At 72.4% G+C, this 14,853-nt stretch carries 15 protein-coding genes; 7 read left to right on the top strand and 8 right to left on the bottom strand.

The annotated features are described in order from the left end of the window. Positions 1-23 precede the first annotated feature (23 nt). Together AB0M54_RS08460 and AB0M54_RS08455 are read left to right on the top strand one after the other, a co-directional pair. The gene (locus tag AB0M54_RS08460; protein WP_364469902.1) at positions 24-512 is read left to right on the top strand and encodes a GyrI-like domain-containing protein; all 489 of its coding nucleotides are present in this window, start codon (positions 24-26) and stop codon (positions 510-512) included. Then, positions 512-1,327: a MerR family transcriptional regulator gene (locus tag AB0M54_RS08455; RefSeq protein WP_364328305.1), complete on the top strand. Its 816-nt coding sequence runs from the start codon at positions 512-514 to the stop codon at positions 1,325-1,327. The genes AB0M54_RS08460 and AB0M54_RS08455 overlap by 1 nt, the downstream gene beginning before the upstream one ends. Here the strand turns inward: AB0M54_RS08455 and AB0M54_RS08450 are convergent. Beyond that, complete coding sequence (locus AB0M54_RS08450) at positions 1,313-2,359, bottom strand: hypothetical protein (RefSeq protein WP_364469900.1); 1,047 nt, start codon at positions 2,357-2,359, stop codon at positions 1,313-1,315. The genes AB0M54_RS08455 and AB0M54_RS08450 overlap by 15 nt on opposite strands. Further along, positions 2,356-3,453 (bottom strand): epoxide hydrolase family protein, encoded by a 1,098-nt coding sequence (locus AB0M54_RS08445; protein ID WP_364469898.1) that lies wholly within the window; start codon positions 3,451-3,453, stop codon positions 2,356-2,358. Before AB0M54_RS08445 ends, AB0M54_RS08450 begins: the two co-directional genes overlap by 4 nt. Before the next feature lie 84 nt (positions 3,454-3,537). On the opposite strand from AB0M54_RS08445, the gene AB0M54_RS08440 reads away from it, so the two are divergent. After that, positions 3,538-3,966: a MarR family transcriptional regulator gene (locus AB0M54_RS08440; RefSeq protein WP_364328313.1), complete on the top strand. Its 429-nt coding sequence runs from the start codon at positions 3,538-3,540 to the stop codon at positions 3,964-3,966. Between the two features lie 76 nt (positions 3,967-4,042). On the opposite strand, the gene AB0M54_RS08435 is transcribed toward AB0M54_RS08440, so the two are convergent. The 6 genes from AB0M54_RS08435 to AB0M54_RS08410 form a co-directional block, all read right to left on the bottom strand. Then, the gene (locus AB0M54_RS08435; protein WP_364469896.1) at positions 4,043-4,585 is read right to left on the bottom strand and encodes a TetR-like C-terminal domain-containing protein; all 543 of its coding nucleotides are present in this window, start codon (positions 4,583-4,585) and stop codon (positions 4,043-4,045) included. Further along, a complete protein-coding gene (locus tag AB0M54_RS08430) occupies positions 4,578-5,417 on the bottom strand; it encodes an alpha/beta hydrolase (protein ID WP_364469894.1) in 840 nt (279 codons plus the stop codon). The genes AB0M54_RS08435 and AB0M54_RS08430 overlap by 8 nt, the downstream gene beginning before the upstream one ends. Before the next feature lie 184 nt (positions 5,418-5,601). After that, positions 5,602-6,441 carry a sugar phosphate nucleotidyltransferase gene (locus AB0M54_RS08425; protein WP_364470055.1) on the bottom strand — a complete coding sequence of 280 codons (840 nt, stop codon included), beginning with the start codon at positions 6,439-6,441 and terminating at the stop codon, positions 5,602-5,604. Further along, the gene (locus AB0M54_RS08420; protein WP_364328322.1) at positions 6,435-6,959 is read right to left on the bottom strand and encodes an NUDIX hydrolase; all 525 of its coding nucleotides are present in this window, start codon (positions 6,957-6,959) and stop codon (positions 6,435-6,437) included. Before AB0M54_RS08420 ends, AB0M54_RS08425 begins: the two co-directional genes overlap by 7 nt. A gap of 30 nt (positions 6,960-6,989) precedes the next feature. Further along, a complete protein-coding gene (locus AB0M54_RS08415; RefSeq protein ID WP_364328325.1) occupies positions 6,990-8,786 on the bottom strand; it encodes an HD domain-containing protein in 1,797 nt (598 codons plus the stop codon). Between the two features lie 98 nt (positions 8,787-8,884). After that, positions 8,885-10,684: a DEDD exonuclease domain-containing protein gene (locus tag AB0M54_RS08410; RefSeq protein WP_364328327.1), complete on the bottom strand. Its 1,800-nt coding sequence runs from the start codon at positions 10,682-10,684 to the stop codon at positions 8,885-8,887. 104 nt (positions 10,685-10,788) lie between these two features. Here AB0M54_RS08410 and AB0M54_RS08405 point away from each other — a divergent pair, with 104 nt between their 5' ends. From AB0M54_RS08405 to AB0M54_RS08390, 4 genes are all read left to right on the top strand, one after another. Continuing rightward, positions 10,789-12,144 (top strand): NYN domain-containing protein, encoded by a 1,356-nt coding sequence (locus tag AB0M54_RS08405; RefSeq protein ID WP_364328330.1) that lies wholly within the window; start codon positions 10,789-10,791, stop codon positions 12,142-12,144. 75 nt (positions 12,145-12,219) lie between these two features. Continuing rightward, positions 12,220-12,432 (top strand): hypothetical protein, encoded by a 213-nt coding sequence (locus AB0M54_RS08400; RefSeq protein WP_364328333.1) that lies wholly within the window; start codon positions 12,220-12,222, stop codon positions 12,430-12,432. A 16-nt stretch (positions 12,433-12,448) separates the two neighbouring features. Then, positions 12,449-13,705, top strand: coding sequence for a M48 family metallopeptidase (locus AB0M54_RS08395; protein WP_364328336.1), 1,257 nt, complete (start codon positions 12,449-12,451; stop codon positions 13,703-13,705). Beyond that, positions 13,705-14,826: a glycosyltransferase family 4 protein gene (locus AB0M54_RS08390; RefSeq protein WP_364469892.1), complete on the top strand. Its 1,122-nt coding sequence runs from the start codon at positions 13,705-13,707 to the stop codon at positions 14,824-14,826. Before AB0M54_RS08395 ends, AB0M54_RS08390 begins: the two co-directional genes overlap by 1 nt. Positions 14,827-14,853: the final 27 nt, after the last annotated feature.

Here is a 14,853-nt window from a genome sequence, read left to right as displayed (position 1 = left end):
CATCATCGTGGCGGGAGGTAATCATGACCGAGATTCGACTGCGGGATGTGCCGGAACAGCACGTCGTGAGCGAGACCAGAAGCGTCACCCAGGCCGAGCTGCTCGACTGGCTGCCGGGCGCGATGGCCCGGGTGGCGGAACGCGCGCGGGAGGCGGGCGGTCTGCTCGGCACCACGGACTGGCCGTTCCTGGAGCGGCCGGGCCCGGACGAACCACTGCTGATGGCCATCTACGAGGGCAATCCGAACGAGGGGCCGACGCCGGTCGAGGTGTGCGCCACGGTGCCGTCCGGTGGTGACCGGACGATTCCGGCCCACCGTGAGGCGTACGCGCGGGTGACCAAGGCCCTCGTCACGTCGGGTGAGCTGGGCGGCGTGTACGAGGCGGTCGAGAAGTGGATCTCCGACAACGGGCTGGCCGTCGCCCGGGCGCCGCGGGAGACCTACTGGATCGATTTCGGGGCCGCCGCCGGCTCCGACGAGGTGTTCGACGTCGCGTTCCCGGTGAGCTGATGCCGGGCGGGCCCGGGTTGCTGACGATCGGCGAGTTCGCCCGCCGGTCCGGCCTGTCGATCCGGGCTCTCCGGCTGTACGACCGGATCGGCCTGCTGCGCCCGGCCGAGGTGGTGGACGGCACCGGCTATCGGCGGTACGCGAGCCGCCAGCTGTACGCCGGCCGTCTGATCGCGTTGCTGCGCCGCCTCGACATGCCGCTGACCGAGATCACCGAGATCGTCGACGCGCCGGGGCCGCGGGCGGCCGAACGCCTGGCCGGCTACTGGACCGCGGTGGAACGCCGCCTGGCCGCGCAGCGGGAACTCGCCGACCGCCTGGTCCGTAACCTGTCCGCCGAGACCCCGGCGCCGCCCGAGGGCTCGTGGCCGGTGGCCGTCCGCGAGGTCGCCGAGCAGCATGTCGTCACCGAGATGCGCTACGTCACGTCGGCCGAGCTGGTCTGGATCCGTGAGGCCACCGCCCGCCTGACCGCCCTGGCCGACCGGGCCGGGGGAGCGGCCGGCCCGCGGTTCGTGGTGTTCCACGGCCCGGTCGGCGAGGACGACGACGGCCCGGTCGAGGTGTGCCTGCCGGTGCGTCCCGACGCGGCCGGGCGCAGCGAGCCGGCCCACCGGGAGGCGTACATCCCGGTGATCAAGGGCCATTTCGAGGCGCCGCAGATCCTGTCCGTCTACGACTCGGTCCGGCGCTGGGTCCGTGACCGCGGGCATGCCGTCGCCGCCCCGCCGCGCGAGGTGTACCGCTACGACACCGACGTCGACACGGCCGCGCCGAGCGACCTGATCTGCGACGTGGCCCTACCGTTCCGCTGACGCGGACGCCACCGCGGTGAGGGCGTCGGCCGCGTCGACGGGGTAGAGCGCCCACCGCCGAGCGTTGCGGGCCCGGGCCAGGAACGCGGGCACCCGCTTGGGCGTCACCGACTGGAACCACAGGGCGCCGCTCGCCCCGTCCTCGAGGAAGCCGTGGTAGGCGTCGGCGGCCGGTGGCTCGTACCCCTCGATCTCGGTCTGGGCCGGCGGTACCGGGAAGACCGTGACCACCGCGCCGGCCGGGATGGCCGCCCGCACCGCGGTCGCGTCACCGCCGGCCGGGATCAGCGCCCACCGCCGCGCCACCACATCCACGGCCTCCAGCACCGCGAGGTCGGCGTTCCGCTCGGCGGCCAGCCGCCCGGCCTTCGCCCAGAACTCGTCGTCCGCCACCGGAAGGTGATCGGTGGCCGCGGCGGCGATCGGCGCGAGAAGCGGGGTGGTCCGGGCGGTCCGTTCCCCGCCGAGCTCGCCGAGCCGGAGGGCCACACCGGACGTCGCGACCTCCCGGCGTACCTGATCGCGGATCTGCCACACCCCGAGGAACAGCATTCCCAGCGCGGCCAGCCGCAGCACGGTCCGCACCGCGAACCACCCGAACATCGTGGCCAGCTCGTCGGCCGTGGTCCCGGTCGTGGAGATGCCCGGGGTCATGTAGAACCCCGCCCCGAGCAGCAGACCCCACGCGACGACGGCCCAGTGCACGGTCGCGCCGCCGGTGAAGTCACCGATCCGGCGGAGCATCTCCCGGGTCTGGTGCCGCCACCAGAAGTACGCGCCGAGGTAGGCGATCACCAGCAGGACGTAGAGCACGTCGAACGGGCCCGCGTTGTCGATGACGAACACCACCAGCGCCGACACGGTGGTGGTTCCGCCGTTTCGCAGGTAGGCCCACAGCCCCACCTGCGTGGCCAGCAGAATCACTCCGAGCAGGCCGGACGCCGCGATGGCCACCAGCACGCCGACGGTCTGGGTCTCCCAGGAGCGAGGCGGCCGGGCGGCCCGGGACACGGCTTCGGAGGTTGTCGTCACCGCGGCAATCTACTATGGACGCCGGGCGTGGTGAGGAAGAAGGTCCGCACGTCCTCGGCGAGCAACTCCGGCACCTCCATCGCGGCGAAGTGGCCGCCCCGCTCGAACTCCGACCAGTGCCTGATGTCGTAGAGCCGCTCGGCCAGCGGCCGCACCGACTGCGTGATGTCGTACGGCAGCACCGCCACGCCGACCGGCACGGGGCACGCCGCCGCCCCACGTGGGGTTTCGCGGGTCAGCCGGGCCGAGGACGCCGCGGTGGCGGTCAGCCAGTACAGCGAGACGTCGGTGAGCATCCGATCGTCGCTGATCGGCGAGCGCGGGTCGGTCCACGCCGCGAAGCGCTCGGCGATCCAGGCCAGCTGGCCGACCGGCGAGTCGGTCAGCGCGTACCCGATGGTCTGCGGGGTGGTGGCCTGCAGGACCTGGTAGGCGGGGCGGTTGGCGATCAGCTGCCGGACCTTGTCCAGCCGCGCCTCGTCGGCCTCGGACAGGGCGACGCCGGCGACCGGCCGGGTCGGCAGGTAGTTGACGTGGACCCCGGCGACCTGGCCGGGGGCGACGGCGCCGAGCGAGGTGGAGATCCCCGCGCCGAAATCGCCGCCCTGGGCGCCGTAACGCCGGTAGCCCAGCCGTCGCATCAGCTCAGCCCAGGCCCGGGCGACGCGGACGATGTCCCAGCCGCGCTCGTGGGTCGGCCCGGAGAAACCGAACCCGGGGATGGACGGGATGACCAGGTGGAAGTCGCGCGACAGCGGCTCGATGACGTCGAGGAACTCCAGGAACGAGCCGGGCCAGCCGTGGGTGAGGACGAGCGCGAGCGCGTCGGGGTCGGCCGACCGTACGTGGACGAAATGGATGTTCTGGCCGTCGATCTCGGTGCTGAAGTGGGGGAGCCGGTTGAGCCGGGCCTCGTGCTCACGCCAGTCGTGGCCGGTTCGCCAGTGGTCGGCCAGCTCCTGGAGCCGCGCCAGCGGGAAGCCGTAGTCCCAGCCCGCGCCGGCGACCTCGTTGGGCCAGCGGGTGCGGGCCAACCGGTCGGCCAGGTCGTCGAGGTCGGCTTGCGGGATGTCGATCCGGAACGGCGTGATCATGGCTTCTCCCCGAGTGAATCATTGGTTGCCCTAACGTTAGTCGCACGAACGTTTATCCGGTCAACGTTTGGTTAGGCTGATCACATGGAGAACTGGGAGAGGCTGCCCAGCTGGCTGCTCACGCAACTGGCCGGTCACGCGCATCGGCTGGTGACCGAGGGGTTCTCGTCGGTGAACGCCCGCGGCTACCACTACCGGGTGCTGGCGACGCTGGAGCAGCACGGCCCGGCCAGTCAGGCCGAGCTCGGCCGGCGGAGCGGCATCCACCTCAGTGACATGGTCGCCACGGTCAACGCGCTGGCCGAGGCCGGCCTCGTCGAACGGGCCACCGACCCGGCCGACCGGCGCCGCAACATCGTCTCGCCGACCGCCACCGGCCGGCGGCAGCTCCGGCGACTGGAGAAACGGCTGGCCGAGACCCAGGCCGAGCTCCTGGCGCCGCTGTCCGCCGAGGAGGGCCGGCAGCTGACCGACCTGCTGTCCAAGCTGCTCGACCACCACAAGGAAGGGTGACCACGCACGCCGGTGGAGCGAAGCGACCCTCGGCGGGAGCGACGGTCTGCACCACCCACCCGGCTACGACCTGGTTCTAGGTACGGAGCCCGCGGTCGACGAAGCCGATGATCCACTCGAAGCTCTCGTCGACGTCGTTGTCGAGCTGGAAGCCGCCGGCCACCTCGAGCAACGCGAAGCCGTGGAACAGCGTGCGCAGCAGGCGCATCCGATGGACCGCGCCGCCCGGCTCGAGCCGATAGCCGGCCAGCGCCGCCGCCAGCGAGTCGAACACCCGCGCCCCCGCGGCCGGATCGTCCGGCGGGACCGTCGTGGCCGCATACCGCCCCGGATGTTCGACCACGTAGGCCCGGATCGTGCGCGCGGCGGCGGCCAGCGCCTCCCGGCCCGCGCGGCCCTGGAGCGCGTCGCGCAGAGCGTCGCCCAGCTCGGTCAGGGCCAGCGTGGCGACCCGGCGGGTGATGTCGGCCTGGCCACCGACGTGTTTGTAGAGCGACGGCGCGCGGACGCCGACCCGCTCGGCCACCGAGCCCATCGTCACGTTGGCCAGGCCCACCTCGTCGGCCAGGACGGCGGCGGCCGCGACCACGGCCGCCCGGTCGAGGCCGGCTCTAGGCACGGGCGTACGCCTTGAGGAACGGCAGCAGCAGGGCGACGGTCTCGTCCGGGTACTGGGTGTGCGGGTAGTGGCCGGCGCCCTCGATGATCGCGAGCTGTCCGACGCCGGACGGCAGGGCCGCGACGATCGCCTCGCCCTCGGCGCGCGGGTCGGCCCAGTCGGGGTCGAGCGAACCCTCGACGATCAGGGCCGGGCAGCGAACATTGCCGAGCTGGGCGCCGGCGTCGGTGGCCGGGGTCTGGCCCATCCGCTGGAGGACCTTCATCCGGCCCGGCTCGCCGAGCATGGCCGCGTTGTCGCGCAGCTGGTCGGACCAGTCGGCCGGCTTGCGGCCCGGGTAGGCGACGTCGAAGTAGCGGTGCCACCACTTGACGCTGCCGAGGACGCCGGTCAGCACCAGCCGGAGCATGCCGGCCCGGTAGGTCTTGGCCCGCAGGTCGCCCAGGTTGATCGCCTGCTTGCGGGTGAACGGGGCCAGCTCGACGATGCCTTCGATCAGCTCGGGGGCCTGCGCCGCGGCGATGGTGACGGCGCCGCCGGAGATCGAGTGACCCACCAGCACGGCCGGGCCGCCGAGGTGTCGCACCACCGCGAGCAGGTCGCCGGCGATGTCGGTGCGGGTGTAGGACGGCCACCCGACGCTCGACTCGCCGCAGCCGCGCACGTCGACGTTGGCGACGCGGTAACCGGCGGCGACCAGCTGGGGCACGACGAAGCGGTAGGCGTTGCGGCTGTCACCCATGCCGTGCGCGAGCACGACGAGCGGGCCTTCGCCGCTGACCTCGTACGCGATGGTGCCGCCGTTGATCGGGAGGAACTGGCTACTGTTCATAGCCTAAAGCTAATGCCATTAGCCAGCGGTGTCAACCGCCCCAGAGCAAGATCAAAAAATTGATGTCGTGCCTGGGTGGGTGGCTCAGACCGCAGCTCCCGCCGAGGCCGGGCGCGCGGCTCCAAGGCCGCGGGGCGGCCAGAACAGAGCCGCGCACCCTTCATTCTGGGTGAGTGGTCACCCTTCAAGAAAGAAGAGCGGCCGGGATGGTGAGGGTGCCGACCCGGATCGCATCGGTGAGCACCTCGGCCGCGCCGACCGTGGCGCCGGGCAGGACCACCGAGCGGGTCACCGTGCCGTGCACCGTGGCGTCGGCGCCGATCACCGCGGACGTGCAGGTTCCGGACACCGAGGCGCTGGGGGCGATCAGGTTGCGGTGGCCGGCGGCGTGCAGGTTGGCCGCCAGGTAGAGCGGGGGCGTGCCGGTGTCCAGGTAGGTGCCCTCGAACGGGATCAGCTCGAGCTCACCGGCGGCCTCGGCCGGGCGCCAGACGTCGCGGACCAGGCCGGCCGGCGACGGAACCAGGTCGCGGACCCGGGACCAGGGCAGCAGCGAGAAGCCGGCGAAGCGGTGGTTGCTGAAGCCGCCCGATTCGCCGTCGGGGAGCGGCCGGACCAGCATCCGGACCGACGAGCCGGACCAGCCGTCGAGCAGCGCCGCGATGTCCTTGCCGGGGGGACGGGACGGGTCGGACAGGTAGGCGTCCGCGTTGCCGACCAGCACGCCGCGGCCGTCGATCCAGTCGCGCAGCTCGGCCACGCCGCCCGAGGTGCCCAGCGGGCCGTCCGGCTCGACCGACAGATGAGCTCGGGCGCCGACGTGGGCGACGACCTGACCGGCCAGATAGGAGGCGTTCACCGCGACCGCGGCGACACCGGAGGCGGAGACCCGGGCCAGCGCCCGGTCGAGCAGGGGCACGTTGCCGACCGGACACAGCGCCTTCGGCAGGTGGGTGGTGAGCGGGCGGAGTCGTTGCCCCTCGCCGGCGGCCAGGATCACCGCGCAGACGGCGGCGGTCACCAGTCCACCCCGGCGCTGTCGGCCGGATCGCGGCCGGCCGACGGGCCGATGCCGTACACGCCCAGCAGCAGTTCGGTGTTCGGCGTGAGCCGGGGCAGTTCGCCGACCGGCCACCAGCGGGCCTCGAACACCTCGCCACCGTCCACCTTGAACACGGCGTCGTCCGGCGCCGTGCCGAAGAAGACCAGGTCGATCCAGCCCAGCGCGTGCACGATCGCGTTCGGTTGGCCCGGCGTCAGCGCGGACGGGTCGAGCCGCAGCCCGGACTCCTCGAACAGCTCACGCGCGGCGCCGACGGCCGGTTGCTCATGCTTCTTGAGCAGGCCGGCGGGCAGGCCCCAGCCCCGGCCCGGTGGCTGGAGGAGCAGCAGAATGCGGTCTTGCCCCGGGGACCGGATCACGTTCACCGCCCCGACCAGGTATTTCGGGCCGGCCAGGCGGACCAGGAAGCGGCGGGCGCGACCGGGCAGCTGGTAGAAGGCGCGGTAGCCGTAGCCACGCAGCCGCCGGGGGATCTTCACGTTGGCCAGGCTATCGGGCGGCCGGACGAATCAGTCCGGGTGGTCGACGAGCGTGATGAGCTGCTCGACCACCATGTCGGGGTCGAGGGTGCGCTCGAAGACCGCCACCAGCATGGTCTCGAGGTCGGGGTAGCCGAGGTCGTCGGCCAGCCGGCGCAGCGGCACCTCGCTGGCCAGGCCGCGGTCGTGCTTGCGCAGCGTGAGCCCGATGGTGGCGCGGCCGAGGCGCATCTTGTCGGCGATGCTGATGCCGGGCTCGTTGTCCTCGGCGAAGTACTTGTTGATCTGCATCTGGGCCTGGCTCGACTTGACGAACCCGAGCCATTCCTTGCGGGGGCCGCGCGGCGCGTTGGGCTCGGCGTCCACGTGACCGTCGGTCTCGGTGAAGATCTCGACGACGTCGCCGTCGTGCAACTGCGAGCTGAGCGGGGCGAGACGACCGTTGATGGTCGCGGCCAGACACTGCTCACCCTTCTCGGGGCTCAGTTCATAGGCCAGATCGACCGGCGTGGAGGCGGCCGGCAGCTCGACCGTGTTGCCGTGCGCGAAGATCTGGATCTGCCCCTCGGACAGGTCGCACCGCAGCGACGCCAGGAACTGCAGCGGGTCGGTGGTGTCCTGTTCCCAGTCGAGCACCCGCTTGAGCCAGGTGAGCTGGTCGGTGCCGGGGATCGCGTCGGTGCCGAAGGACGACTTGGGGTAGCGGTAGCCGGCGGCCACCCCGTATTCCGCGCAGCGGTGCATCGACTGGGTGCGGATCAGCACCTCGACCAGCTTGCCGTCGGGCCCGGTGACCGTGGTGTGCAGCGACCGGTAGAGGTTGTTCTTGGGTGAGGCGATGAAGTCCTTGAACCGGCCGGCGACCGGGCGCCACTGGCCGTGGATCGCGCCGAGCGCGGCGTAGCAGTCGGTGTCGGGGCCGTCGACCACGACCGCGATGCGCGGCAGGTCGAGGGGAACCGCGTGACCGCCGGCGACGGTGTCCTTCCAGATCGAGTAGTAGTGCCGGGGCCGCCAGTGCACGTCGGCGGTGACCCGCTGGCGGCGCAACGAGGTGCGCGCCTTGCCGATCACGTTGTGCAGGTATTCGGACCAGCCGGGGCGGTTGTTCACGTGTTCCTCGATGCGCGCGTACGCATCGGGCTCGAGGTGGAACAGCACCACGTCGTCGAGGTCGCGCTTGAGGGCCTGGATGCCGAGCCGGTCGCAGAGCGGCACGAGCACGTCGAGCGTGGCGGTGGCGATGCGGGCGCGCGAGGCGGGGGAGCGGACACCCAGCGTGCGCATGTTGTGCAGCCGGTCGGCCAGCTTGATCACCAGCACCCGGACGTCCTTGCCGGCCGCGACGATCATCTTGCGGATCGTCTCGGCCTCGGCCGCCTTGCCGTAGAACGCCTTGTCGAACTTGGTCACGCCGTCGACCAGGTGGGCCACCTCGGGGCCGAAGTCGCCGGTCAGCGCCTCGAGCGTGTAGCTGGTGTCTTCCACGGTGTCGTGCAGCAGCGCCGCGACCAGCGTGGTGGTGTCCATGCCGAGCTCGGCGCAGATCTGCGCGACGGCGAGCGGATGGGTGATGTACGGCTCGCCGCTCTTGCGCATCTGACCGCGGTGCATGTTCTCGGCGATGTTGAAGCCGCGTCGCAACACGCCGGCGTCGGCCGACGGATGGATGGTGCGGTGGGTTCGGGTCAGCTTGGTGACCGGGTCGTCATCGCTGCCTCCCTGAAAACTCAGAAAGGAGCGGAGCCGCTGTGAGAGCGTTGTCTCTCGGGGCGCGGAACTGTGCCCGCGGCTGAGCGCGGCGCCGTGGCCGGCGTCGACGTCCACCCGGACACCTCCTCACCCCTCGCGGCCACCCCGGCGAGCCTGCGCGCGCGCCGAGACCACCACGGACCGACCAAACCGGTCGGTAACCCCGTGTTGTCCTACAGCCTAAGCGAGCGAGCGTCGTCCGAACGGTCAGTTACCGATGAGCGAACGGATGAGTCTCGTGACCCAACCGCGGCCTCGGCCCTGGTGAGAAGGCTAGTGAAACGCGCGGCGCCACGAGCCGGTGACACCCAGTCGCCGGAAGTCTCCACCAATCGGGTGTCGGGTTTCTCGAGCCACGTGAGAATCCGCTCGGTCTCCTCCGCCGTGGCCGCCGGAACCGGTCCCGGTCCGGGTAGGACCGTCTCGGCCGTCTGCAGGGCGACATCGAGCGTGGGGCGCGGGTGTTGCCGGGGCGGCGAGGAGGCCGCCGCGGCCAGCCGGCCATGGCGGACCACCACGATCTCCCAGCCGCCGACCGCGTCGCGGCGGGCCGCCACCAGCTCGGAGAGCCTGGTCAGGGCGCCCAGCCGCTGCATCCGCACGGTGGCCCGGAGCACCGCGATCAGCCGGGACCGGACGACCGCCGCCTCCTCATAACGCTCCCGGTCGGAGAACTGGTCGATGCGGGCCATCAGGGCGTCGACGATCGGCCGCGGGTCGCCCACGGTGGCCGTCCGGAACGGAACCGCGGCGCGTTGGGCGTACTCCTCGGTGGAGATCTCGTGCTCGCAGGGCGCCGGGCATCTCCCCAGCTCGGCCAGCGCGCAGGCCGGCGTCTTGGTCTTGGTCGAGAGTTTGTGGGTGCACTGCCGGAGCGGGACCGCGTCGTGGAAGCCGGCCGCGGCCAGCTCGGCCGTGCGGCGCGACGAGAACGGGCCGAGGTAGGACGCGCCGTCGTCGGCCAGCGCCCGGACCACCGAGAGTCTCGGGTACGCCTCCTGGGTGAGCTTGAGCCAGACCACCCGATCGGGATGCTTGGACCGGCGGTTGTACGGCGGGGAGTGGGCCGCGATCAGGCGTAACTCGCGTACCTCAGCCTCCAGCGGGTGGGCGCACTCGACCGCCTCGACCCGCACCGCCGCGGCCAGCATCTCGGAGATGCGCGCCCGCTTCTCACTCGCCGTGAAATAGGACCGGACCCGCTTGCCGATGTCGTTGGACGTGCCGACGTAGAGGGGGCGACCATCTTGAGCTCGGAAGATGTAGACGCCGGGGACATGCGGCAGACCGTCGGCCAGGTGCCGTTGCCGGCGCTGCTCGGGGCTGACCGCCTTGGCGAACTCGACCGCGTCGCCCAACGTGTAGACCCGGTAGCTGCCCAGGCGCTCGATCAGCCCGTGGAGCACGTCGACCGTGGCCTTGGCGTCGTCGAGCGCGCGGTGGGTCGGCTCGACCCGGGCCCGGAAGAACCGGGCCAGCGTGGCCAGCTTGCGGTTGGGCACCTCGTCACGGGTCAGCGCCCGGCGGGCCACCGCGGCCGTGTCGAGCACCCTGACCTGGGGCCACTGGTAACCGTGGCGGGCGCAGGCGGCCTTCAGGAAGCCCACGTCATAGGGCGCGTTGTGGGCCACCAGCACCGTGCCGCGGAGGAACTCGAGCAGGCTGGGCAGCACGGTCTCGATCGACGGGGCCGGGGCCAGCATCGCCTCGGTGATGCCGGTCAGCACGGTGATGAACGGTGGCAGCCGCTCACCCGGGTTGACCAGGGTGCCGAAGACCCCCAGCTCTTCGCCGCCGCGCACCTTGACCGCCCCGATCTCGGTGATGCCGCCGCCGTCCGGAGCGCCGCCCGTGGTCTCCAGATCGAGCACGGTGAAGGTGGTGTCGGCCAGGGACAGCGCGGCCGGATCGACCGAGCCGTCGGCGGACAGGAGCGTGTCCAGAGTGCCCTGGACGTATGCCGGTTGTGCCACGGCGGGGAGATTAGGACATGGGTACGACAATTCCCGGCCGCGCGCCCGAAAAGATCACTTCACGGATTGGGCGGTTGCCTTCCACAGGGTGGGAGAATGAATTCATGTCCGCGCTCGAGCCGTTCTCCGACACCCCCGCCGAGGGGTCCGCGGACGCGGCCGAGCCGACCCTGCCCGAGCCCGTCCGCCAGCGGGTGACCGCCCTCGCGGCCGCCGCGATCCCCGCCCTCTCGGCCGACGAGGTTCCGGTCGTGCTACGGAAGGTCGCCCGGTTCGCCCCGAATCGTCGCGCTCGTCTCGGCGGTCAGGCGATCGCCGCCCAGCTCACCGCCGACCCGCTCTTCCGCCAGCGGATCGGCCGCCGGGTCGCCGACGATTCCGGCGATCTGGGCGCGGCCGTCGCCGCCGGCCTGTCCCCGGCCGCCGCCGACCCGGTCGAGGTCGCCGCGATCGCCTATCTCTGCCGGCCCGACGGCTGGCGTGAGCTGGTCGCCGAGGCCGGCGAGGCGGTCCGCGCCGATGTCGACAGCGCCGCGGTGATCAGCCAGATCCGCGACGCCGAGCAGCGGGCCGCCCGCGCCGACCACGACCGGGCGGTCGCCAAGGTCGAGGCCGACAAGCTGCGCGACGAGCTGGCCCGGGTCCGCGAAGAGCTCGGCCAGCTGCGCGAGGAACACCGGGCCACGGCGAAATCGCTGCGTGAGGCCCTGGTGGCCCAGAAACGGGCGAGTGACCTGCTGGCCACCGAGAAGGGTCGCGCGACGCAGGCCAAGGCCGAACACGAGACCGAGGTACGCCGGCTGCGCGCCAAACTGGCCGACGCCGAGGCCATCGCCGCCACCGGCAAGGCGGCGGCCAAGGAGGCGCGGTCGGCCGACGACACCCGGCTCTGGCTGCTGCTCGAGACGATCGGCCAGGCCGCCTCCGGGCTGCGCCGCGAGCTTGCCCTCGGCCCGTCCGACCGGCTCCCGGCCGACTACGTCGCCGACACCGCGGCCGAGCGTCCCGGTCAGCCCGAGCGCTCCCGGGCCCGCGCCCAGGACACCGACGACCCGGCCCGCCTCGATCAGCTGCTCGCCCTGCCCCGGGCCCACCTGATCGTCGACGGGTACAACGTCACCAAGCGCGGCTTCGCCGAGATGTCCCTGGAACAGCAGCGCAAACGCCTGATCACCGGGCTCGGCGGCATCGCCGCGCAGACCGGCGACGAGGTGACCGTGGTCTTCGACGGCGCCGAGCGGGTCCACGGGCTGCCGCCGGCGCCGCGCAACGTCCGGGTGCTCTTCTCGAAGAAGGGCGAGACCGCCGACGAGCTGATCCGGCGGCTGGCCCGCGCCGAGCCCGACGGCCGGCCGGTGGTGGTGGTCTCGTCCGACCGCGAGGTGGCCGACGGGGTCCGTCGCCACGGTGCGTATCCGATGGGCGCCGACAGCCTCATCCGCCGGCTCTCGCGCAGCTGACGTTTTTGTCGTACCCCCTCCGTAGCGTGATGGGTGTGGCGGTCACCCGTCACGACTTCGCATGGAGGAGGAGCCATGATCATCGACTGCGGGCGTTGCGCCGAGCGGGCCGATGAGTGCAGCGGTTGCCTGGTCCGGGTGCTCGCCGAAACCCCCGAGGAGATCACCGACCTGACGCCCAGCGAGATGCGGGCCATCGAGGTCTTCGAGCTGGCCGGCTTCGACGTGGAGTTACTGTCGACGCCGGAACCTCCCGTCGTGGTGCCCTTCCGGCGCGACGTGGCCTGACGGGTAGGGTCGCCGCGTGACAGTGCGGGGCTGGGCTCTTATGGCGTTCGGCGTGCTGGTCGTGGCCGGTGTGGTGCTCGCCGCGGTGCTGATCCCGTGGCACCGGCCGCCGGCGCCGCGGGCCGACCAGCTCAGCGCGCTCGGCGAGTTCGACCAGAGCCAGGTCGACAAGGCCGAGGCGTTCCACCGGGCGCTGCGGCCGGGGTCGTACGGGTCGATGCTGATCGGTCTGGTCGTCGCGCTGGTGCTCGGCCTGACCCCGCTCGGCGCGGGCCTGGTCACCCTGGCCGGGCGCCCGTTCGGTGGCCACTGGGTCGCCCGGGCGCTGCTCGGCGGCCTGCTCATCGTGCTGGTCTCCGAGGTGGTCACGCTGCCGTTCGCGGCCTGGCGGCACACCATCGTGGTGCGTTACGGCATCTCCACCCAGAGCTGGGGCCCCTGGGCCGTCGACCTGGTCAAGGGCTGGGCGGTCGGCGCGGTGATCGGCGGGGTGGCGTTGCTCGGCTTCTTCGCCGTGGTCCGGCTCGCGCCGCGCTGGTGGTGGGCGTGGGGCGCGGCGGGCGCGGCGATCCTGGTGATCCTGCTGTCGTTCGTGCTGCCGGTGCTGGTCGAGCCGGTGTTCAACAAGTTCACGCCGATGGCCGCCGGGCCGTTACGCACCGACCTGATGCGGCTGGCCGACCGGGACGGCGTACCCGTCAAGGATGTTCTGGTCGCCGACGCCTCCCGCCGCACGCGGGCGGTGAACGCCTACGTCTCGGGGTTCGGGCCGACCCGGCGGATCGTCGTCTACGACACCATGCTGACCGAGGCGACGCCGGCCGAGGTGGTCTCGGTGACCGCCCACGAGCTGGGCCACGCCAAGGCGCAGGACGTGCTGATCGGCACGCTGCTCGGGGCGCTCGGCACGGCCGCCGCGGTCATCGGCCTCTACCTGCTGGGCTTCTGGAGCGCTCTGTTGCGTACGGCCGGGGTCGACTCGATCGCCGAACCCCGCGCCCTCGGCCTGCTGGTCGCGATCGCCGCCGTGGCCGGCCTGGTGGCCACGCCGGCACAGTCCTTCGTCACCCGCCAGATCGAGGCGCGGGCCGACGACCACGCGCTCGAGCTGACCCAAGATCCGGCCACCTTCGAGTCGATGCAGCGCAAGCTCGGCTCGGTCAACCTCGCCGAACCCGACCCGCCGGCGTGGGAACAGGTCCTGTTCGCGTCCCACCCGTCCACCGTGGAGCGGATGGCCGCCGCCCGCGCCTGGGCCCGCGGGGAGCGCTGATGGCCCGCACGCTGCTGATCACCAACGACTTCCCGCCCCGGCCCGGCGGCATCCAGCAGTTCATCCACAACCTGGCCGTGCGGCAGCCGGCCGGCTCGGTGGTGGTCTACGCCTCGACCTGGAAGGGGGCGGCCGAGTTCGACGCCGAGCAGCCGTTCGAGGTGATCCGTGAGGACACCGGCATGCTGCTGCCGACGCCCGCGGTCGCCCGCCGGGCCGCCGAGATCGCCCGCACCCGCGACTGCGACCGGGTCTGGTTCGGCGCGGCCGCCCCGCTCGGCCTGCTCGCCGCCGGTCTGCGCCGCGACGCCGGGATCGAGCGGGCGGTGGCGATCACCCACGGGCACGAGATCGGCTGGGCCGCGCTGCCCGGCGCCCGCCACCTGCTGCGGCGCATCGCCCGCGGCAACGACGTGGTCACCTACCTCACCGACTATCAGCGGGTCCGCCTCGGCCGGGCGCTCCACGGCCTGACCGACCTCCAGCGTCTGGCCCCCGGCGTCGACGCCGACACCTTCCATCCCGGCGTCGACGGGTCGGCCATGCGAGCCAAGTACGGCCTGTCCGACCGGCCGGTCGTGGTCTGCGTCTCCCGGCTGGTCCCGCGCAAGGGTCAAGACATGCTGATCCGCGCGCTGCCCGAGATCCGTCGCCGGGCGCCGGGCGCGGCGCTGCTGCTGGGCGGCGGCGGGCCGTACCGCGCCAAGCTGGAACGCCTGGCCCGCGACACCGCGATGGCCAAGCACGTGGTGTTCACCGGCTCGGTGCCGTGGCCGGCGCTGCCCGAGCTGTACGCGGCCGGCGACGTCTACGCGATGCCGTGCCGCACCCGGGCCGGCGGGTTCGACGTCGAGGGCCTCGGCATCGTCTATCTGGAGGCGTCGGCCACCGGGCTGCCGGTGGTGGCCGGCGACTCGGGCGGCGCGCCCGACGCGGTGATCGAGGGCGAGACCGGGCACGTGGTGGGTGGCCGAGACGTGCCGGCCATCGCCGGCCGGGTCGCCGAGCTGCTGGCCGACCCGATCAAGGCCAAGGCGATGGGTACGGCCGGACGCTCCTGGGTGGAGCGGGAGTGGCGGTGGGAACGGCAGGCCGACCGGCTCCGTCACCTCCTCACGTGAATCGTTCACTCTTCGCACGTGAATAGA

Source organism: Actinoplanes sp. NPDC051470, from assembly GCF_040682035.1.
Taxonomy (GTDB): domain Bacteria; phylum Actinomycetota; class Actinomycetes; order Mycobacteriales; family Micromonosporaceae; genus Actinoplanes.
Note: the sequence above shows the minus strand (reverse complement) of the source record. Positions and strands in the feature narration are given on the sequence as shown.

Bases quoted from the DNA above. Each gene is read 5' to 3' on its own strand.
- AB0M54_RS08455 (WP_364328305.1), top strand. From the start codon at position 512: ATGCCGGGCGGGCCCGGGTTGCTGACGATCGGCGAGTTCGCCCGCCGG.
- AB0M54_RS08405 (WP_364328330.1), top strand. From the start codon at position 10,789: ATGTCCGCGCTCGAGCCGTTCTCCGACACCCCCGCCGAGGGGTCCGCG.
- AB0M54_RS08440 (WP_364328313.1), top strand. From the start codon at position 3,538: ATGGAGAACTGGGAGAGGCTGCCCAGCTGGCTGCTCACGCAACTGGCC.
- AB0M54_RS08445 (WP_364469898.1), bottom strand. From the start codon at position 3,453: ATGATCACGCCGTTCCGGATCGACATCCCGCAAGCCGACCTCGACGAC.
- AB0M54_RS08400 (WP_364328333.1), top strand. From the start codon at position 12,220: ATGATCATCGACTGCGGGCGTTGCGCCGAGCGGGCCGATGAGTGCAGC.
- AB0M54_RS08430 (WP_364469894.1), bottom strand. From the start codon at position 5,417: ATGAACAGTAGCCAGTTCCTCCCGATCAACGGCGGCACCATCGCGTAC.
- AB0M54_RS08390 (WP_364469892.1), top strand. From the start codon at position 13,705: ATGGCCCGCACGCTGCTGATCACCAACGACTTCCCGCCCCGGCCCGGC.
- AB0M54_RS08460 (WP_364469902.1), top strand. From the start codon at position 24: ATGACCGAGATTCGACTGCGGGATGTGCCGGAACAGCACGTCGTGAGC.